The 18,048-nt window shown below is 57.7% G+C and carries 20 protein-coding genes; 16 read left to right on the top strand and 4 right to left on the bottom strand.

Annotation, left to right across the window (positions count from 1 at the left end):
* Positions 1–3 precede the first annotated feature (3 nt).
* Both AB4P91_RS12135 and AB4P91_RS12140 read right to left on the bottom strand, forming a co-directional pair.
* A complete protein-coding gene (locus AB4P91_RS12135) occupies positions 4–2,031 on the bottom strand; it encodes a HAMP domain-containing sensor histidine kinase (protein WP_150592855.1) in 2,028 nt (675 codons plus the stop codon).
* A gap of 45 nt (positions 2,032–2,076) precedes the next feature.
* Positions 2,077–2,994 carry a putative 2-dehydropantoate 2-reductase gene (locus AB4P91_RS12140; RefSeq protein WP_395604872.1) on the bottom strand — a complete coding sequence of 306 codons (918 nt, stop codon included), beginning with the start codon at positions 2,992–2,994 and terminating at the stop codon, positions 2,077–2,079.
* Positions 2,995–3,133: 139 nt separating this feature from the next.
* Here AB4P91_RS12140 and AB4P91_RS12145 point away from each other — a divergent pair, with 139 nt between their 5' ends.
* Together AB4P91_RS12145 and AB4P91_RS12150 are read left to right on the top strand one after the other, a co-directional pair.
* Positions 3,134–3,619, top strand: a complete 486-nt coding sequence (locus AB4P91_RS12145) for a YajQ family cyclic di-GMP-binding protein (RefSeq protein ID WP_042560649.1) — start codon at positions 3,134–3,136, stop codon at positions 3,617–3,619.
* A 151-nt stretch (positions 3,620–3,770) separates the two neighbouring features.
* Entirely contained in the window at positions 3,771–4,613 is an 843-nt protein-coding gene (locus AB4P91_RS12150; RefSeq protein ID WP_150592857.1) for a mechanosensitive ion channel family protein, read from the top strand.
* A gap of 228 nt (positions 4,614–4,841) precedes the next feature.
* Here the strand turns inward: AB4P91_RS12150 and AB4P91_RS12155 are convergent, their stop codons facing one another.
* Positions 4,842–6,113, bottom strand: a complete 1,272-nt coding sequence (locus AB4P91_RS12155) for an OprD family porin (protein WP_150592858.1) — start codon at positions 6,111–6,113, stop codon at positions 4,842–4,844.
* 894 nt (positions 6,114–7,007) lie between these two features.
* On the opposite strand from AB4P91_RS12155, the gene AB4P91_RS12160 reads away from it, so the two are divergent.
* Positions 7,008–7,433 (top strand): HIT domain-containing protein, encoded by a 426-nt coding sequence (locus tag AB4P91_RS12160; RefSeq protein ID WP_150592859.1) that lies wholly within the window; start codon positions 7,008–7,010, stop codon positions 7,431–7,433.
* A gap of 3 nt (positions 7,434–7,436) precedes the next feature.
* Complete coding sequence (locus AB4P91_RS12165; RefSeq protein WP_042560646.1) at positions 7,437–7,643, top strand: SlyX family protein; 207 nt, start codon at positions 7,437–7,439, stop codon at positions 7,641–7,643.
* A 65-nt stretch (positions 7,644–7,708) separates the two neighbouring features.
* On the opposite strand, the gene AB4P91_RS12170 is transcribed toward AB4P91_RS12165, so the two are convergent.
* On the bottom strand, positions 7,709–8,311 hold the full coding sequence (locus tag AB4P91_RS12170; protein WP_042560645.1) for a cold-shock protein: 603 nt from the start codon (positions 8,309–8,311) through the stop codon (positions 7,709–7,711).
* Positions 8,312–8,622: 311 nt separating this feature from the next.
* Here AB4P91_RS12170 and AB4P91_RS12175 point away from each other — a divergent pair, with 311 nt between their 5' ends.
* The 12 genes from AB4P91_RS12175 to tolA all read left to right on the top strand — a co-directional run bounded on the left by AB4P91_RS12175 (position 8,623) and on the right by tolA (position 18,038).
* Positions 8,623–9,093, top strand: a complete 471-nt coding sequence (locus AB4P91_RS12175) for a Dps family protein (protein WP_150592860.1) — start codon at positions 8,623–8,625, stop codon at positions 9,091–9,093.
* A gap of 182 nt (positions 9,094–9,275) precedes the next feature.
* Complete coding sequence (locus tag AB4P91_RS12180; RefSeq protein ID WP_150592861.1) at positions 9,276–9,614, top strand: ribbon-helix-helix domain-containing protein; 339 nt, start codon at positions 9,276–9,278, stop codon at positions 9,612–9,614.
* A gap of 131 nt (positions 9,615–9,745) precedes the next feature.
* The gene (locus AB4P91_RS12185) at positions 9,746–9,967 is read left to right on the top strand and encodes an FmdB family zinc ribbon protein (RefSeq protein WP_042560642.1); all 222 of its coding nucleotides are present in this window, start codon (positions 9,746–9,748) and stop codon (positions 9,965–9,967) included.
* A gap of 108 nt (positions 9,968–10,075) precedes the next feature.
* On the top strand, positions 10,076–11,851 hold the full coding sequence (aspS, locus tag AB4P91_RS12190) for an aspartate--tRNA ligase (protein ID WP_150592862.1): 1,776 nt from the start codon (positions 10,076–10,078) through the stop codon (positions 11,849–11,851).
* A 133-nt stretch (positions 11,852–11,984) separates the two neighbouring features.
* Positions 11,985–12,731, top strand: coding sequence for a YebC/PmpR family DNA-binding transcriptional regulator (locus AB4P91_RS12195; RefSeq protein ID WP_395604873.1), 747 nt, complete (start codon positions 11,985–11,987; stop codon positions 12,729–12,731).
* Positions 12,732–12,889: 158 nt separating this feature from the next.
* Positions 12,890–13,417, top strand: coding sequence for a crossover junction endodeoxyribonuclease RuvC (ruvC, locus tag AB4P91_RS12200; RefSeq protein ID WP_007912737.1), 528 nt, complete (start codon positions 12,890–12,892; stop codon positions 13,415–13,417).
* 115 nt (positions 13,418–13,532) lie between these two features.
* Positions 13,533–14,141 carry a Holliday junction branch migration protein RuvA gene (gene ruvA / locus AB4P91_RS12205; protein ID WP_042560639.1) on the top strand — a complete coding sequence of 203 codons (609 nt, stop codon included), beginning with the start codon at positions 13,533–13,535 and terminating at the stop codon, positions 14,139–14,141.
* Positions 14,142–15,203 (top strand): Holliday junction branch migration DNA helicase RuvB, encoded by a 1,062-nt coding sequence (ruvB, locus tag AB4P91_RS12210; protein ID WP_150592864.1) that lies wholly within the window; start codon positions 14,142–14,144, stop codon positions 15,201–15,203.
* A 127-nt stretch (positions 15,204–15,330) separates the two neighbouring features.
* Entirely contained in the window at positions 15,331–15,798 is a 468-nt protein-coding gene (ybgC, locus tag AB4P91_RS12215; protein ID WP_064119107.1) for a tol-pal system-associated acyl-CoA thioesterase, read from the top strand.
* Positions 15,788–16,483 (top strand): protein TolQ, encoded by a 696-nt coding sequence (gene tolQ, locus AB4P91_RS12220; protein WP_008080223.1) that lies wholly within the window; start codon positions 15,788–15,790, stop codon positions 16,481–16,483. Before ybgC ends, tolQ begins: the two co-directional genes overlap by 11 nt.
* 23 nt (positions 16,484–16,506) lie before the next feature.
* Entirely contained in the window at positions 16,507–16,959 is a 453-nt protein-coding gene (gene tolR / locus AB4P91_RS12225; RefSeq protein WP_187679779.1) for a protein TolR, read from the top strand.
* Positions 16,959–18,038, top strand: coding sequence for a cell envelope integrity protein TolA (gene tolA, locus AB4P91_RS12230; RefSeq protein WP_047302760.1), 1,080 nt, complete (start codon positions 16,959–16,961; stop codon positions 18,036–18,038). The genes tolR and tolA overlap by 1 nt, the downstream gene beginning before the upstream one ends.
* The last annotated feature ends 10 nt before the right edge of the window (positions 18,039–18,048 follow it).

The raw sequence follows: 18,048 nt of genomic DNA on the forward strand, positions 1-18,048 counted from the left end.
TCGTCAATTGATGGGTTGAGCAGCGACAGGCTGCGGTTGGGCCAGCGGCAGACGCAAAGTGAAACACGTTCCTTGCCCCGGCGCCGACTGCACTTCCATCTGCCCTTTGTGGTTATTGGTGATGATGAAATACGACACCGACAAGCCGAGCCCTGTGCCCTGGCCGATTTCCTTGGTGGTGAAAAACGGTTCGAAGGTGCGCTTGCGCACGTTCTCGCTCATGCCGATGCCGTTGTCCTCGACCTGAATCTCGGCCCACGGCGGATTGAGCCGGGTGCGCAGGATGATCCGGCCTGGCTCGCTGTCCTCTTCGCGCTGATGAATGGCCTGCGCGGCGTTTTTCAACAGGTTGAGCAGCACTTGCTCCAGCTCGTTGGCGGTGCCCGGCACCGGGCCGAGCGCCGGATCGAACTGGCGGATGATCGCCTGACCCTTGAAGTCAAAACCGATGGCCAGGTCGAAGTCGTTGCCGGCGATTTCCACCGCTTGATCAATCAGGGCCGGCAGATCGCACGGCGCCATCTGACGAGTGCTGCGGCGACTGAAGCTGAGCATGTGGGTGACGATTTTCGCTGCGCGCGCGCCCGCCTGTTGAATACCGTCGAGCAGTTTCGGGACTTCCCGGCCTTGCAGGTAGCGGTTGACCGTGTCCAGCTCAATGCCCAGTTGCTCGGCGGTTTCGAGATTCTTTGGCAGGTCTGCAGACAGGCGCCGACGGATGTTCTGCACGTTGTGCAGGATTGCACCGAGCGGGTTGTTGATTTCATGGGCCATGCCCGCTGCGAGGCCGCCGACCGAGAGCATTTTTTCTGATTGCACCATCATTTCTTCCAGCGACAGGCGCTGGGTGATGTCGTCGATTCGGATCACCACGCCACGCCCGGTACCGCCCATCAGCGGGTAGAAGGTCAGCGCGTAATGTTTGGGCTCTTCGTCCTTGAACCATGTCACCCGTTCGATCTTCGCCACGGTGTGCTGCTCGACCGTCTGCTTGAGCTGCGGCAAAAACGGTTTCAGCGGTTCGAACGCGAGGAAGATCGGCTGGTTCAGCGCTTCGTCCAGGCGTGTGCCGGAGAGGGCGCTGGCTTCCTGATTCCATTGGGTGACGTAGAGCTGCTCATCGAGCGCGATCAGCGCCGAAGGCATTGAGTCGATGATGCTGTTGAGGTAATTCTGGAAACCGGTGAGTTTCTTTTCGATCTTGCTGCGCACCTGAACTTCCAGCTCAAGCTTGCGGTTGGTGTGGCGGGTTTCCTCAGCCAGCCCCTGCGCCTGATCGTAAGCGGCTTGCGAGTCATCGCGGGCGCGTTTGAGCTGCTGTTCACGGGCTTCGATACGCGACAGCATGGTATTGAACGCCTCGGCGAGACTGCCGATTTCGTCATGGTTGCCGCGTGAGGCACGCAACGCGTAGTTCTCTTCGCGGGTGACCTGACGCGACAGCTCTTCCAACTGATGGATAGGGCGGGTGATCAGCCGTTTGATCTGCCGGGCAATCACCAGCCACAACAGCACGCTGAAAATCAGGATGCCGAGGCTGGCCGTGAGCGTGCCGGTGTAGAACGCCATCGGCAGTTCGCTGCTGGCGACCAGTAGCAGATGACCCGGCTCGGTGCCGGGGCGGGGCAGGGTGATCACCTGATTGGTGCGAAATTCGGTGAGTTGCCAGGCTTCGATGTGCCGGTAACGTTCCGGCAGGTGGAGTTTGTCGCCGTGTTGCAATTGCGCCAGCCGTTCGCCTTTGCCGTCATACAGGGCGGCGGCGCGCAGTGGTGAATAACTGTCGAGTTCCTTGAGCAGGCGTTCGGCGCTTTGCGGTGATTGCAGGGCTTCACTCACAAGGCTCGGGTTGGCGATCAGGCGGCCGATGGTCTGCAAGGCCTGCGGGGCCATGCTCTCTTGGGAAATGTAGTAGGCGGCGCTGATAAAAGTCAGGTTGGCAACCAGCAACACAGTGGTCAACAGCACCAGCAGGGCGGCCAGGAGTTTCTGGCCGACCGGCAGGTTTTCGAGGCGCTGGCGCAATGGCATCGGGTTTTTCGCAGCAAAGGAACAAGTCGCCAGCGTAGCCGCTGCTCAGTCGCTGGGCAATCCGAGGCTGCGCAGATGAGTGATCAGGCGTTGCTGCAATTGATTGAGGTGCGGCAGGTTCAGTTGGTGGCGTGCGGCGACTTTGCAGGCGTGGCCCAATAGATAGCTGATCTCCGTGCGGCGCTGATTGGCGACATCTTGATACATCGATGAGTAATTGGCCGCGGTGGCCTGGATCACCCGTTCGACTTCCTGTTGCAGATTGTCCGCCGCCGCAGGTTGGCCACAGCGCTGCAGCAGCTCGGCAAGCTCAGCGCAGAGCGTGGCGACTTCGCAATGATGCGCCTGTAAGCCACCGTTGCGGCAGTTGTGCAGCACCGTCAGCGGATTGATCGCGCAGTTGAGCGCCAGTTTGCGCCACAGCCGTGTGAGGATGTCGGTGCTCCATTCGTGGGGGATTTTCGCCGCCTCAAGATCATCCAGCCAGATCGGTGCCACCGGATGAGCGGCATCACCGAGCCAGGTAAAACCGTGACCGGCGAACACCACACGCCAGTCGCCATCGCGGAATGCCCCTTCGGTACTCGAAGCGCTGATGCAGCGCGCATGCGGTACTCGCGCGGCGACAGCGTCCTGACTGCCGAGGCCGTTTTGCAGCAGAATAATTTCCGCATCGGGCGTCAAGCGCGGGGTGAGCCGGGCCACCGCGTTTTCGGCGTCGTAGGCCTTGCAGGCCACCAGCAGGCGACGGATCGGTTCGGGATTGTCCGGGGTCTCGCCGGGAACTGCATAGGTGATGGCTTGTCCGTTTTCTACGAGGGTCAACCCGTCGGCTGCGTTATAGCTGTGCAAACGCGTCACGTCGCGCACGATCAGCCTCACCGGCAGGCCGGCCCGAGCCAGCCGCGTAGCCCAGAGTGTGCCGAGACTGCCGGCGCCGAGAATGTGCCAAGGGGTAGACATCAGTTTTTTGCTCGATTGGGGACAGGCATGCGCGGCTCGCGTGTCGACAGGAAAAGACCCGTTATAATGAGCCCGATTTTAACCGCAAGCCAAGCGCGCTCCATCCACATCGGGCGCGCCTTTTTATTGGAGAAATTACATGCCGTCGTTCGACGTGGTATCCGAACTGGACAAACACGAACTCACCAACGCGGTCGAGAACGCCGTGAAGGAACTCGATCGTCGTTATGACCTGAAAGGTAAAGGCAGTTTCGAGTTCAAGGAAAAGGACCTGACTGTCAGTCTGACCGCTGAAGCCGGATTCCAGCTGGAAGCGATGATCGAAATCCTCAAGCTGGCCCTGGTCAAGCGCAAGATCGACGTGCAGTGCCTTGAAGTCAAGGATGAGTACGCCTCGGGCAAGCTGATGAAGCAGGACGCTGTACTCAAGGAAGGCATCGACAAGGAACTGGCGAAGAAAATCGTCGGGCACATCAAGGACGCCAAACTCAAGGTGCAGGCTGCCATTCAGGGCGAGCAGGTGCGTGTGACCGGCAAGAAGCGCGACGACCTGCAAGAAGCCATCGCGGCCTTGCGTGCCAAGGAATTCGGCATGCCGCTGCAGTTCAACAACTTCCGCGACTAAGCGTTATCCGTGGAAACTGTGGGAGCCAGCCTGCTCGCGAAAGCGCTGTGTCATTCAGCAATAAGTTGACTGACACAGCGCTTTCGCGAGCAGGCTCGCTCCCACATTTATTTGTGCACATCCCGGGTAGCCGGAAATCAGGAGATAGAACATGGATTTGAATGCTGAAGTAGACCACCTGGTCAAGGCATCCCAGGCGTGGATCCCGATGATCATGGAATACGGCAGCCGCGTGCTGCTGGCAGTGATTACCCTGGCGATCGGCTGGTGGCTGATCAACAAGGTCACGCAAAAACTCGGTGGTTTGCTGGCCCTGCGTAACGCTGACCTGGCGCTGCAAGGCTTTATCAGCAGCCTGGCCAACATCATTCTCAAGGTGCTGCTGGTCGTCAGCGTGGCCTCGATGATCGGTGTCGAAACCACCTCGTTCGTTGCAGCGATCGGTGCTGCGGGTCTGGCCATCGGTCTGGCGTTGCAGGGCAGCCTGGCAAACTTCGCCGGCGGCGTACTGATTCTGCTCTTCCGTCCGTTCCGCATCGGTGACTGGATCGAAGCGCAAGGCGTGGCGGGTACCGTCGACAGCATCCAGATTTTCCATACCGTCCTGCGCACCGGCGACAACAAGACCGTCATCGTGCCAAACGGCAACCTGTCGAACGGCATCATCACCAATACCAACCGTCAGCCAACCCGCAAGGTTGTGTTCGATGTGGGCGTGGATTACGAAGCCGATCTGCAAAAGGCCCGTCAGGTGCTGCTGGATCTGGCCAAGGATGAGCGTGTTCTGCAAGATCCTGAGCCGCAGGCCGTGATTTCGACACTGGGCGACAGTTCGATCACGGTTTCCCTGCGTGTGTGGGTTAAAACCGCAGACTATTGGGATGTGATGTTCATGTTTAACGAACAGTCCCGCGATCGTTTAAAAGCTGCAGGCATTGATATTCCGTTTCCGCAGCGCGTTATTCGTGTGGTCCAGGAAGGCGCACCGCAGTAAGCGATCGATTATTGGCCCTGAGGGTCAAGTAAGGCAATTAAACCCAAGAGCTGCAAAGTCTCTTGGGTTTTTTATTGTTCGCAGTAAGCCCGCATCGGTCTACATAATTAGCTTGCTATTCAAATATGCTTAGGCGGCTATTGAATAAGCAAAAAAAACCGCCCACCTGTCAGGGTGAGCGGTTCTAATTAGAGCAGAGCTCTACAGTACTGCTGAACTACATCCGGATTACAAGATGCTCAGCGGATACTCAACGATCAGACGCAGATCGTTGTTGTCACCGCCGTTATAAGCGGTGTTGGAGCGGTACCAGGCGCTACGCAGGCGGAAGGACAGGTCTTTTGCCGGGCCATTCTGCATGACGTACTTGGTTTCGAAGTCCAGCTCGTGTTCCTTGCCTTCTTCAGCACCGGTAGAGATGTTGTCACCTTTGATGTAACGGGTCATGAAGCTCAGGCCCGGTACGCCGTAGGTTTTCATGTTCAGGTCGTAGCGACCCTGCCACGAACGCTCGTCTGCACCGTTGAAGTCGGAGTACTGCACGGAGTTGGCGAGGAAAATGGTGCCGCCGCCGTCTACGCCGTATACGTAACCGGTATCACCGGTCGAACGCTGGTGAGCGAGGGTGAATTTGTGGGCGCCGATGCTGTAAGCGGCAGCCAGGGACCAGATGCGGTTGTCGATATCACCCGACAGTTCCTGGCCTTGGCTCTTGCTCTTGTACCCGTTGAAGTCGAAGTTCAACGACTGTTCATCGTTGATCGGCAGGGTGTAGTTGGCGTTGAGGTACTGCTTCTTGAAGTGGTCATCCACGTCGGAAGCCGCAACACCGGCGACGAAGTTGTCGGTGAACTGATAGGTGGCACCACCGATATTGGCGGACGGCAGGCCGCCGTCAACGATGGTGTCATGGCCCATGCCGGTCTGGGAGCTCATCGCGGTGAAACGACCAGCGCTCAGCTCAAGGCCAGGGATTTCCTTGGATACGAGCAAGGTGCCGGTGGTGGCTTCAGGCAGCAAACGGCTGTCGTCGGTGGAGAAAACCGGGCTGGCGACGAATTGGTCGCCATACTTCAAGACAGTGTTGGACAGGCGGAATTTAACTGCGCCACCGGCTTTGGACTGAGTGTCCTCAGGTGTGCCATCGCTATCGGCAGCGAACAGGCCGTTGCCAGTGCGACCGCGGCCGCTGTCGAGCTTGATCGAGCCCAGACCGAAAGCGTCAACACCAACACCGATGGTGCCTTGAGTGAAGCCGGATTCGAAGATGGCGTGCATGCCAATACCGGTTTCTTCGCGGTAACCTTGGCGCTCACCCGATGGGCTGGTTTTCAAGTTTTCATTCTTGAAATCACGGTTCATATACAGCATGCGGGTCTTTACATTGAAGGTACTGTCTTCAACGAAGCCTTTGGATTCATCCTGGGCGGACGCCATTGCGAACTGCGAGGTGCCTGCTGAAACAGCCAGTGCGATCATGCTCCACTTCATCACGCGCATCGTGATTTGCTCCTTTGGTTTTTAGAAGAGTACTGCCGTCCCACCTGTTTTATTATCTGGGCGGCTCTTTCTTTTTGTGTCGGCGCAAACTTATATCACGCCGCCATTGTTGGCGATACTTGCAAATCTAACCTTTCAGCTTCTTTACGACGCTGTCGCAGATGGCTTGGTAGATGTCGCAAATTCACAGTACCGATGCAATCGGACCGACAACTTTCTCGCTGTTTTTGTAGCCTTTTGCATCGTTAAAAAAGAGTCCCTGGCAAAACACTTGAATCTCCATCGGGCAGCCCTGCCACTTTTTTTGTCGGGCTTAAGGCTCCCACATCCCGTGGTGCGCTTATAGTCCATGTGAGTACGAATGCAACAAGCGTGCACAAACTGCAATTTCGCTGCGGTTATTTTTCAATACGCTTGTCTTTACCTGTAAAAGCCTCATAAATACTGGGCACCAAGCCGCTTTTTGTAAGGGCTTGACGCGATTGTTCGTATGGTGTTGCCACGCAGCAATCGGCGCCTGACATCAAAAAACGTTACCGGTTCACCCTGCCAGTGAGTATTCGGCGGATGCCCGACGCACTGAGCGTAGACCCACTGTGCGGTTTTGGTGCAAAAAATTTACACGCTGTACCGGATTCATACAGTTCAGGCTGCGGATGATCGTGAGCACCTCAAGGGATTCCGGCCATTTGAGTGTGATGATCATCGGTTCAGGTTCCGTGCTGGTGCGGGGTGTCTCAAAATGTCACATGTCGGGGCGCCCGGAGGATGGCAGCTCACAGTCGTCGTGAAGGCGGGCGCATTCGCAGGTATGCTGCGGTTCTGTCGCTTGGTGCGCTGCCTGTCGGGTGGGCTGCCAAGCGAAATTACGTAGATCAGCCGGGAGTGCGCGCAGTGTTTGCTTTAGATTCACGACTACAACAGGACACGCTGACCATCGGCGACTTTCCGCTTTGCCGACTGTTGCTGTCCAACGACGCCAACTACCCGTGGTTCATCCTGGTGCCACGCCGCAACGGTATCAGCGAATTGTTTCAGTTGGATGTCGCCGATCAGCAACAGCTTTGGCTGGAAACCACCGCGCTGGCCGAGTTGCTCAAAGACTTGTTCGACGCCGACAAAATGAACGTCGCGACGCTGGGCAACGTGGTCAGTCAGATGCACATGCATGTGATCGTGCGCAAACGCGACGACGCGGCGTGGCCTGCGCCGGTCTGGGGCAAGCATCCGGCAAAGCCTTATGACAGCGAACAGGTGGCTGCCATTCGCGCGCAGTTGCGTGTGGTGCTGACCGAAGATTTCACCTTTTTGGAGGGCTGAGTCATGACCCTGGAAGAACGCGTTAACGATCTGGAAAGCCGTCTGGCGTTTCAGGACGACACTATCCAGACATTGAACGACATCCTGGTAGCGCAGCAGCGGGTGGTCGAGCGTCTGCAATTGCAAATGGCTGCGTTGCTCAAGCGTCAGGAAGAGATGGTCGGGCAGTTCGAATCCTTCGAGGAAGAAGCACCCCCGCCACACTATTAAGTGTTTTCAACAGGCGTAAAAAAACCGCGAACAGCACGCTGCTCGCGGTTTTTTTATGCCTTGGATCAGCGACGCGGCAGCGCGGCGATCACGTCCTCGGCTTGCAGTCCTTTGTCCCGGTTCATCACCGAGAACTCCACGCGCTGGCCTTCAACCAGAACGCGGTGGCCTTCGCCACGGATCGCGCGAAAGTGCACGAAAATGTCATCACCGGAATCCCGGGAGATAAAGCCGAAGCCTTTGGATGTGTTGAACCACTTGACGGTACCGGTATCGCGGTTGGTCATGTCGTAGGTGGTTGGCGTGGCGGCCGGTGAAGATCGATAAAAGCTGACGGCCAGGTGCAGGACCACGGCAACCAGGGCAATCACCAGGCTGAACAACACGGCTGGCTGGCCGGCGATGACAGGCATCGGCGCGATCAGGGTCAAGGTTTGGAGGACGACAGTCAGCACCAGAAGAGCACTGACCAGATTTTGCAGATGCTGGCGCGGGCCTTTGTTCCAGTAAGGGATCACTGGGGCAATGACCAGGTTCAGCAGGCCGAAAAAGGCCAGGTAAAGTGCATCGGGTTGTTGCAGGTAGGGAACGGCTTCGGATTTCAAGCTAGGTATGAACGACAGCAGCAGTGCCGCTGCGCCCATTAGCAGGTGGACGATTTTCAACATTTTGATTGGCTCACGTTATTAACGGCTCACAAGGAAGAGCTGGAGGCGCACGGTTCGCTTCGGGACAAAATAAGAGGCGGTGGACACGGACGCAGCATCAGCCTATGCGCAAATCCCCGGAAAATGGGGCATAGCGACACACTGCCTATTTAACAGCAAAGCCTGCAGCTACTCAAATCAGGCCGGCCAGCGGCAGCACAGTGGTCGATTTGTCGCAGTGCGAGTGTCGATTCGGGGCTGCGAGGGATCGACAGCCTTGCTAGAGTGGGGCGGTACCTTGGATGAATTCAAATCGCCGTTAGGGGGTAAACATGGCAATCGATATCGGTATCAGTGAAGAAGACCGCAAGTCCATCGTCGAGGGGCTGTCGCGTCTGCTGTCGGACACCTACGTGCTGTATCTGAAAACCCATAACTTCCACTGGAACGTCACAGGCCCGATGTTCCGCACGCTGCACTTGATGTTCGAAGAGCAATACAACGAGCTGGCACTGGCCGTCGATTCAATCGCCGAGCGCATTCGCGCCCTTGGTTTCCCGGCTCCAGGCGCTTATGCCACGTATGCGCGGCTTTCTTCTATCAAAGAGGAGGAGGGTGTGCCCAGCGCCGAGGACATGATCAAGCAATTGGTCGACGGTCAGGAAGCCGTGACACGCACCGCGCGCGGCATTTTCCCGCTGCTCGACAAGGTCAGCGATGAGCCGACGGCCGATCTGCTGACCCAGCGCATGCAGGTCCATGAAAAAACCGCGTGGATGTTGCGCGCATTGCTCGAAGCCTGACCCGGGTGCGCGGGCAGGCCTTGGGGGTGCTCGCGCTGTCCAAAGTCTTACTTCTATCGTTGGCTTATCCTACGGGGATGGTCAATTAGTCATCTGGATATAACTTTGCGTCTGCGTTTTTATGAAGTCACAGGATGTGACTTTGGAAAAACACGCAGAGATGGCAAAGGAGTGTCACCGATATGATAGAGGGAGACAGGCGAGTCGACAGGATTGTCGGCTTGCAGCATGAATTGAAGTTCGATCCGTTCGTCAATGAATTCGACATGTCATTGGTACAGCCACTGTCCCGATCCGTGCGTTTGAACGGATACGCGACATGCCTGCGGCTGGAGCAGGTGTACTGGAACATCCTCGGCGCCATGGCCAAAGACAACTGCTGTTCGATCAGCTCTCTGTTATCCCACGTTGACCGTGAGGTGCATTTGCGTCACGGCGGGGTGAAAAATTTCAGTGCGCTGGTACGAGTGGTGTGTGTCATGAACGGGATCAAAGTCGCTGAGTCAGCGAAATCGCTCTGAAACAGCGGTTGCAAAGGAGGTTGCGGCCTGTGCAGTCTTACGGCTGCACAGGCCGCATTTAATGGATATAATCCCGCTCTTTCGCCGCAAAGCCCTGCGCGCGGTGGCAATCTGATCGCCGAGACACCCCCATGCCGATGTACGATTATCAATGTGCTTCCTGTGGTCATCAGTTGGAAGCCATTCAAAAGATCAGCGATGCACCGCTGGTCGACTGCCCTGCCTGCCAGGCGCCAGAGCTCAAGAAACAGCTGTCGATGCCCGGCTTTCGCCTCAGCGGCAGCGGTTGGTACGAAACCGATTTCAAGACCGGAACCAAGAAGAACCTGGCCGGTAGCGACAAATCTGACTAGGGTTCAGGCCCAGGTCGAACGACACGCGTGAGTTTCCACGGGTCGCACAATGCTTGAGTGCGACGGGATCTCCACCGAATTTCGAATTACGAGAAGCGAACCACTACCATGATGCGCAGCCACTATTGCGGCCAACTGAACGAAAGCCTGGAAGGTCAGGAAATTACCCTTTGCGGATGGGTTCACCGTCGCCGCGACCACGGCGGGGTGATTTTCCTCGATATCCGTGATCGTGACGGTCTGGCCCAGGTGGTGTTCGATCCGGATCGCGCCGAGAGCTTCGCCGCCGCCGATCGCGTGCGCAGCGAGTACGTCGTGAAGATCACCGGTAAGGTGCGTCTGCGTCCGGCCGGTGCAACCAATGCCAACATGGCGTCGGGCATGATCGAAGTGCTGGGTTACGAACTGGAAGTGCTGAACGAGTCGGAAACCCCGCCGTTCCCGCTCAACGAATACTCCGACGTTGGCGAAGAAACCCGCCTGCGCTATCGCTTCCTCGACCTGCGTCGTCCGGAAATGGCCGAGAAGCTGCGTCTGCGTTCGCGCATGACCACCAGCATCCGTCGCTTCCTCGACGAAAACGGCTTCCTCGACGTTGAAACGCCGATCCTGACCCGTGCAACTCCGGAAGGCGCACGCGACTACCTCGTGCCAAGCCGTACTCACGCCGGTTCGTTCTTCGCACTGCCGCAATCGCCGCAGCTGTTCAAGCAACTGCTGATGGTGGCCGGCTTCGACCGTTACTACCAGATCGCCAAGTGCTTCCGCGACGAAGACCTGCGTGCCGACCGTCAGCCTGAATTCACCCAGATCGACATCGAGACCAGCTTCCTCGATGAAAAAGAGATCATGGGCCTCACCGAGCAAATGATCCGCAACCTGTTCAAGGAAGTGCTGGGTCTGGAATTCGGCGAATTCCCGCACATGACTTTCGAAGAAGCCATGCGCCGCTACGGTTCCGACAAACCAGACCTGCGTAACCCGCTGGAACTGGTCGACGTTGCCGATCAACTCAAAGAAGTCGATTTCAAGGTCTTCAGCGGCCCGGCCAACGATCCGAAATGCCGTATCGCCGCACTGCGCGTTCCAGGCGGGGCGAGCATGCCGCGCAAGCAGATCGACGATTACACCAAGTTCGTCGGCATCTACGGTGCCAAGGGCCTGGCGTACATCAAGGTCAACGAGCGCGCTGCCGGTGTTGAAGGCCTGCAATCGCCGATCGTGAAGAACATCCCGGAAGACAAGCTGAACGTGATCCTCGATCGCGTTGGCGCAGTCGATGGCGACATCGTGTTCTTCGGCGCCGATAAGGCCAAGATCGTCAGCGAAGCCTTGGGCGCACTGCGCATCAAGCTCGGTCACGACTTGAAGCTGCTGACCTGCGAGTGGGCGCCAATGTGGGTCGTCGACTTCCCGATGTTCGAAGAAAACGACGACGGCAGCTTCTCTGCGCTGCACCACCCGTTCACTGCACCGAAGTGCACGCCGCAAGAGCTTGAAGCCAACCCGGCCGCTGCTCTGTCCCGCGCGTACGACATGGTGCTGAACGGTACTGAGCTGGGTGGCGGTTCGATCCGTATCCACCGCAAGGAAATGCAGCAGTCGGTGTTCCGTCTGTTGGGCATCAACGAAGCGGAGCAGGAAGAGAAGTTCGGCTTCCTGCTCGACGCCCTGAAGTACGGCGCACCGCCGCACGGTGGCCTGGCCTTCGGTCTGGACCGTCTGGTGATGCTGATGACCGGCGCCCAGTCGATCCGTGAAGTGATCGCTTTCCCGAAAACCCAGAGCGCTGCCGACGTCATGACGCAAGCACCGGGTGTAGTGGATGCCAAGGCATTGCGCGAATTGCACATTCGTTTGCGCGAAACGCCAAAGGCTGAGTAAGACGGGCCTGAAGGCGCATCTTCGGATGCGCCTTTTTTCTTTCTTATGGTTTGAAAGCTGTTCAAGATTTTTTGTTTGCCGGCCGCTGCAAGTGCAGGGCGGGCAACGTTTCAAAGAGAATTCGGAGCGAGTTATGGCGGGTCATTCCAAGTGGGCGAACATCAAGCACCGCAAAGAACGTCAGGATGCCAAGAAAGGCAAAATCTTTACCAAGTGGATTCGTGAGCTGACCGTCGCTGCCCGTCAGGGGGGCGGTGATCCGGGTTCCAACCCGCGTTTGCGCCTGGCCCTGGACAAGGCCCTTGGTGCGAACATGAGCCGCGATATCATCGATCGCGCGGTTGCTCGTGGTGCCGGTGCCGCCGACACCGACGACATGGTCGAGCTGAGTTACGAAGGTTACGGCCCGGGCGGCGTGGCGGTGATGGTCGAGTGCATGACCGACAACCGCAATCGCACCGCAGCGGCTGTGCGCCATGCGTTCAGCAAGTGCGGCGGTAACCTGGGCACCGACGGTTCGGTAGCGTACCTGTTCGAGCGCAAGGGCCAGATCGCCTTCGCCCCGGGCGTTGATGAGGACGCACTGATCGAAGCGGCGATGGAAGCCGACGCCGATGACGTGGTGACGAACGAAGATGGTTCGATAGACGTGTTCACTTCGTTCGCCGGTTTCTATTCCGTGCGTAACGCGTTGGAAGCCGCCGGTTTCAAGGGTGATGACGCGGAAATCGTCATGCTGCCGACCACCAGCGCCGAACTGGACCTGGAGGGCGCGGAGAAGGTGCTCAAGCTGATCGACATGCTTGAAGACCTGGACGACGTGCAGAACGTTTATTCCAACGCCGATATTCCGGAGGACGTGGCCGCTCAGCTCGGTTAAGAGCGACTAGGCTTTCATGTGGGAGCTGGCTTGCCAGCGATGGCGTCGGCACATCAGAAAATGATGGGGTCTGACACTCCGTCATCGCTGGCAAGCCAGCTCCCACATTTGTTATTTGTTGTATCGAATTTCGTGCTTTTTCCGAACCCGCAGGCGTTATGACTTTAATTCTTGGTATCGACCCCGGTTCGCGCATCACCGGTTACGGCATTGTTCGCGATACCGGACGTGGCGGCTGCATCTACGTCGCCTCGGGCTGTATACGCACCGGCGCTGGCGAACTGCATGAACGACTGCAAATCGTCTATCGCGGCGTGCGTGAAATCATTCAGACCTACGGCCCGGTCACCATGGGCATCGAAAAAGTGTTCATGGCGAAAAACGCCGACTCGGCGCTCAAACTCGGGCAGGCCCGTGGCGCGGCGATTGTTGCCGGTGCCGAAGAAAGCCTGGAAATTGCCGAGTACACAGCAACCCAGGTCAAGCAGGCCGTGGTCGGCACGGGCGCGGCCAATAAAGAGCAGGTGCAGATGATGGTCATGCACATGCTGAAGTTGACCAGCAAACCGCAAATCGATGCGTCGGACGCCCTGGCCATTGCCATTTGCCACGCTCACACCCGTTCCAGTCTGCTGCCGCATGGGCTGGGAGCGGCACGCAGTCGTGGCGGGCGCCTGCGTCTCTGATAGCATCAGCAATCAAATTTTCCGGAATGCGGGTTTCGCGCCTGGGTCGTCGGCCTGAAGCACGCTCTCCGTCAGTCGCCAGCCCACGGCTGGCCAACGCTCAAGGATCTGAAACGTGATTGGACGCTTGCGCGGCACCCTGGCTGAGAAACAGCCGCCGCACCTGATTCTCGATGTAAATGGCCTCGGGTATGAGCTGGAAGTGCCCATGACCACTCTCTATCGCCTGCCGCCGGTCGGTGAACCGCTGACCCTGCACACGCACTTGGTCGTACGCGAAGACGCGCAGTTACTCTATGGTTTCGCGGGCAAGCGTGAGCGAGACTTTTTTCGCGAGTTGATCCGTCTCAATGGTGTCGGGCCGAAATTGGCCCTGGCATTGATGTCGAGTCTGGAAGTCGATGAACTGGTCCGCTGTGTGCAGTCTCAGGACACGTCGGCGCTGACCAAGGTGCCGGGCGTCGGCAAGAAAACCGCCGAGCGTCTGCTCGTCGAGCTGAAGGATCGCTTCAAGGCCTGGGAAACCTCGCCGGCCATGTTTGCCCTGGTGCCAAATCAGCCGGACGGTCCGGCGCCGGTCAATACCGCCGAGAACGATGCGGTCAGCGCGCTGATTTCCTTGGGTTACAAGCCGCAGGAAGCGAGCAAGGCAATTTCGGCCATCAAGGACAAGAATTTGAGCAGTGAAGACATGATCCGCCGCGCCCTGAAGGGAATGATTTAAGTGATTGAAGCTGATCGTCTGATCGCCGCTGCGCACATTCCGCGCGAGCGCGAAGAAGTCCAGGACCGCGCCATTCGCCCGGTCAGTCTGGCTGACTACATTGGTCAGCCGACCGTGCGCGAGCAGATGGAACTGTTCATCCAGGCTGCTCGTGGCCGTAGCGAATCGCTTGATCACACGTTGATCTTCGGCCCGCCGGGGCTCGGTAAAACCACGCTGGCCAACATCATCGCCCAGGAAATGGGCGTGTCGATCAAGAGCACCTCGGGCCCGGTGCTGGAGCGTCCGGGTGATCTGGCGGCGTTGCTGACCAATCTTGAGCCGCATGACGTGCTGTTCATCGATGAAATCCATCGTCTGTCGCCAATCGTCGAAGAAGTCTTGTACCCGGCGATGGAAGATTTCCAGCTCGACATCATGATCGGTGAAGGGCCGGCAGCACGCTCGATCAAGCTCGATCTGCCGCCGTTCACCCTGGTCGGGGCGACCACTCGCGCCGGCATGCTGACCAACCCGTTGCGTGACCGCTTCGGTATCGTCCAGCGTCTTGAGTTCTACAGCACCGCGGATCTGGCGACGATTGTCGGTCGTTCGGCGAATATTCTTGGCCTGCCACTGGACCCGGAGGGCGCCTTCGAAATCGCTCGACGTGCCCGTGGTACGCCGCGAATTGCCAACCGATTGCTGCGCCGCGTGCGCGATTTTGCCGAAGTGCGCGCCAAGGGCCACATCACCAAAGCGGTGGCGGATCTGGCGCTGAACCTGCTGGATGTCGACGAGCATGGTTTCGATCATCAGGATCGGCGCTTGCTGTTAACCATGATCGAGAAGTTCGATGGCGGGCCCGTCGGTATCGACAGCCTTGCAGCGGCCATCAGTGAAGAACGCCACACGATTGAAGACGTGCTGGAGCCGTATCTGATCCAGCAGGGTTACATCATGCGCACGCCACGGGGCAGGGTAGTGACACGGCATGCGTATCTGCATTTCGGTTTAAACATTCCGTCACGAATGGGTGAGACGCCCGTGGTAGACGAGTTTCTCGATGCCGTGGACGATTAATACACATTTGTTGTCGATTTATTCAGGGTTTGTACTGTCAGAGGTCGGTACTTTTGCGGTAAAGCCCTGAAACAACGAAAAACAGTTGTCTGGCCGGATTGGCAACATGAGGAGTAAGCACTAGAGTATGCGCGCGCAAAACGGGCTTGAGCCGTTCGCACATCGTTGTCGCGTTTATTACGAGGACACCGATGCGGGCGGCATCGTGTATTACGTTAATTACCTCAAGTTTATGGAACGGGCTCGAACCGAGCGGCTCCGCGAACTGGGCTTTGCCCAATCGCAGCTTGCCGGCGAGGACCTGTTGTTTGTCGTGCATTCCAGCGAAGCGCGTTACCACGCGCCGGCGCGACTGGACGACGAGCTTCTGGTAAGTGCTGAAGTAATCGAATTGAACCGTGCCAGCCTGCGTTTCAAACAGCAGGTCAGGCGGGCAACGGATAATGTGCTGCTCTGTGAAGGGCAGTTTTTGGTGGCCTGTGTGCGCACTAACAGTTTGAAACCCCGGGCCCTTCCCGAAGACTTGCGTGCGGCTTTCGCCGACGCGGTCGGCCCGGGTACACACTCAAAGCAGGAGATAAAGCGTGGAAGCTAACGTCGTCGACCATTCCTCCATGTGGAGCCTGGTCAGCAATGCCAGCATCGTGGTGCAGTTGGTAATGTTGACTCTGGTGGCCGCATCGGTGACCTCATGGATCATGATCTTTCAGCGCAGCAACCTGCTGCGTGCCGGTCGACGCGCCCTGGAGAGCTTCGAAGAGCGCTTCTGGTCGGGTATCGATTTGTCCAAACTGTACCGTCAGGCCGGCAGCAACCCTGATCCGGATTCGGGCGTCGAGCAAATCTTCCGCGCCGGTTTCAAAGAGTTCTCCCGTCTGCGCCAGCAGCCAGGTGTCGATCCTGAAGCGGTGATGGAAGGCGTGGCCCGTGCCATGCGCGTTGCCATCTCCCGCGAAGAAGAGAAACTCGAGCAGAGCCTGCCGTTTCTCGCCACTGTGGGTTCGGTCAGCCCGTACATCGGTCTGTTCGGTACGGTATGGGGCATCATGAACTCCTTCCGCGGTCTGGCCAGCGCCCAGCAAGCGACCCTGGCCACCGTGGCTCCGGGTATCGCCGAAGCACTGATTGCCACGGCGATCGGCCTGTTTGCCGCCATCCCTGCGGTAATCGCTTACAACCGTTTTGCTGCTCGCAGCGAAACCCTGCTGGGCCGTTACTACACCTTCGCCGATGAATTCCAGGCGATCCTGCACCGCAAAGTGCACACCAGCGAAGAATAAGCAGGTAATTTCCAATGGCTTTAATCGCTCGAGCTCGCAAAAAGCGCAAGCCGGTCGCCGAGATGAACGTGGTGCCTTACATCGACGTGATGCTGGTACTGCTGGTCATTTTCATGGTGACCGCGCCGATGCTCAATCAGGGCGTGAAAGTTGATCTGCCCAAGGTTTCCAGCGAAGCCTTGCCGCAGGACAACAACACCCAGGTCCTGACCATTTCGATCAAGGCTGACAAGACCTATTACTGGAACCTTGGCAGCGAAGTCGACACCGAGAAGCAACAGGACAGGGCCATGACCCTGCCGCAGATGACCGACGCGGTGACAAAAATCATCGCGGCCGGCAACGGTAACGGCAAGCGTACCCAAGTGTTTATCCGCGGCGACAAAACCGTCGACTATGGTTCCGTCATGGGCGCCATGGGCGGATTGCAGAAAGCCGGGGTCGGTAACGTTGGTTTGATTACCGAGGCCCCCTGATGCAGCCACTGCGAGAGCCGTCTGCCTCGGAAAGCTACTTCTGGCCTAGTGTTCTGGCGATTGTCCTGCACGTGCTGGTATTCGGCATGCTGTTCGTCAGTTTCGCCTTTACACCAGAGCTGCCGCCGGCCAAGCCGATTGTCCAGGCGACCCTGTACCAGCTGAAATCGAAAAGTCAGGCAACTACCCAGACCAATCAGAAGATTGCGGGTGAGGCGAAGAAATCCGCCGCGCGTCAGACTGAAGTCGAGCAGATGGAACAGAAAAAGGTCGAGCAGGAAGCGGTGAAAGCTGCGGAACAAAAGAAAGAAGAAGCGGCTCAAAAGGCCGAGGAAGCCAAGAAGGCCGACGAGTCGAAAAAAGCGGACGAGGCGAAAAAGGCTGATGAAGCCAAAAAAGCCGATGACGCGAAGAAGACCGCCGAAGCCAAGAAGGCAGAAGAGAAACAATTGGCTGATATAGCCAAGAAGAAATCTGAAGAAGAAGCCAAAAAGGCTGCTGAAGAAGAGGCCAAGAAAGCGGCTGCTGAAGAAGCGAAGAAAAAGATCGTCGAAGACGCGAAGAAGAAAGCCGCCGAAGACGCCAAGAAGAAATCTGAAGCTGAAGAGGCGAAGAAGAAAATCGCCGACGAAGCGAAGAAGAAAGCTGCTGCCGATGCTGCGAAGAAGAAAGCGCAGGAAGCGGCACGTAAATCTACCGAAGACAAAAAGGCTCAGGCCTTGGCAGATTTGCTTTCCGACACGCCGCAGCGTCAGCAGGCCTTGGCCGATGAGCAGGGTGACGAAGTCGCGGGCAGTTTCGATGACCTGATTCGTGCGCGGGCAGCGGAAGGCTGGGCTCGTCCACCTTCGGCGCGCAAAGGCATGACGGTCGTGTTGCAAATCGGCATGTTGCCGGACGGTACGGTGACTTCGGTCAGCGTGTCCAAATCCAGTGGCGATGGTCCGTTCGATGCTTCGGCAGTAGCGGCGGTCAAGAATATTGGACGTTTGACAGAAATGCAGGGAATGAAGCCGAGCGATTTCGCTCCGTATCGTTCATTCAAGATGACATTCACACCTGAGGATCTAGCCTTGTGAGAAACCTTCT

The sequence above is a fragment of the Pseudomonas sp. B21128 genome, assembly GCF_044218865.1.
Classification (GTDB): domain Bacteria; phylum Pseudomonadota; class Gammaproteobacteria; order Pseudomonadales; family Pseudomonadaceae; genus Aquipseudomonas; species Aquipseudomonas iridis.

Coding starts and splice junctions, on each gene's coding strand:
- AB4P91_RS12135 (WP_150592855.1), bottom strand. CDS start 2,031: ATGCCATTGCGCCAGCGCCTCGAAAACCTGCCGGTCGGCCAGAAACTC.
- AB4P91_RS12140 (WP_395604872.1), bottom strand. CDS start 2,994: ATGTCTACCCCTTGGCACATTCTCGGCGCCGGCAGTCTCGGCACACTC.
- AB4P91_RS12145 (WP_042560649.1), top strand. CDS start 3,134: ATGCCGTCGTTCGACGTGGTATCCGAACTGGACAAACACGAACTCACC.
- AB4P91_RS12150 (WP_150592857.1), top strand. CDS start 3,771: ATGGATTTGAATGCTGAAGTAGACCACCTGGTCAAGGCATCCCAGGCG.
- AB4P91_RS12155 (WP_150592858.1), bottom strand. CDS start 6,113: ATGCGCGTGATGAAGTGGAGCATGATCGCACTGGCTGTTTCAGCAGGC.
- AB4P91_RS12165 (WP_042560646.1), top strand. CDS start 7,437: ATGACCCTGGAAGAACGCGTTAACGATCTGGAAAGCCGTCTGGCGTTT.
- AB4P91_RS12170 (WP_042560645.1), bottom strand. CDS start 8,311: ATGTTGAAAATCGTCCACCTGCTAATGGGCGCAGCGGCACTGCTGCTG.
- AB4P91_RS12175 (WP_150592860.1), top strand. CDS start 8,623: ATGGCAATCGATATCGGTATCAGTGAAGAAGACCGCAAGTCCATCGTC.
- AB4P91_RS12180 (WP_150592861.1), top strand. CDS start 9,276: ATGATAGAGGGAGACAGGCGAGTCGACAGGATTGTCGGCTTGCAGCAT.
- AB4P91_RS12185 (WP_042560642.1), top strand. CDS start 9,746: ATGCCGATGTACGATTATCAATGTGCTTCCTGTGGTCATCAGTTGGAA.
- aspS (WP_150592862.1), top strand. CDS start 10,076: ATGATGCGCAGCCACTATTGCGGCCAACTGAACGAAAGCCTGGAAGGT.
- AB4P91_RS12195 (WP_395604873.1), top strand. CDS start 11,985: ATGGCGGGTCATTCCAAGTGGGCGAACATCAAGCACCGCAAAGAACGT.
- ruvC (WP_007912737.1), top strand. CDS start 12,890: ATGACTTTAATTCTTGGTATCGACCCCGGTTCGCGCATCACCGGTTAC.
- ybgC (WP_064119107.1), top strand. CDS start 15,331: ATGCGCGCGCAAAACGGGCTTGAGCCGTTCGCACATCGTTGTCGCGTT.
- tolA (WP_047302760.1), top strand. CDS start 16,959: ATGCAGCCACTGCGAGAGCCGTCTGCCTCGGAAAGCTACTTCTGGCCT.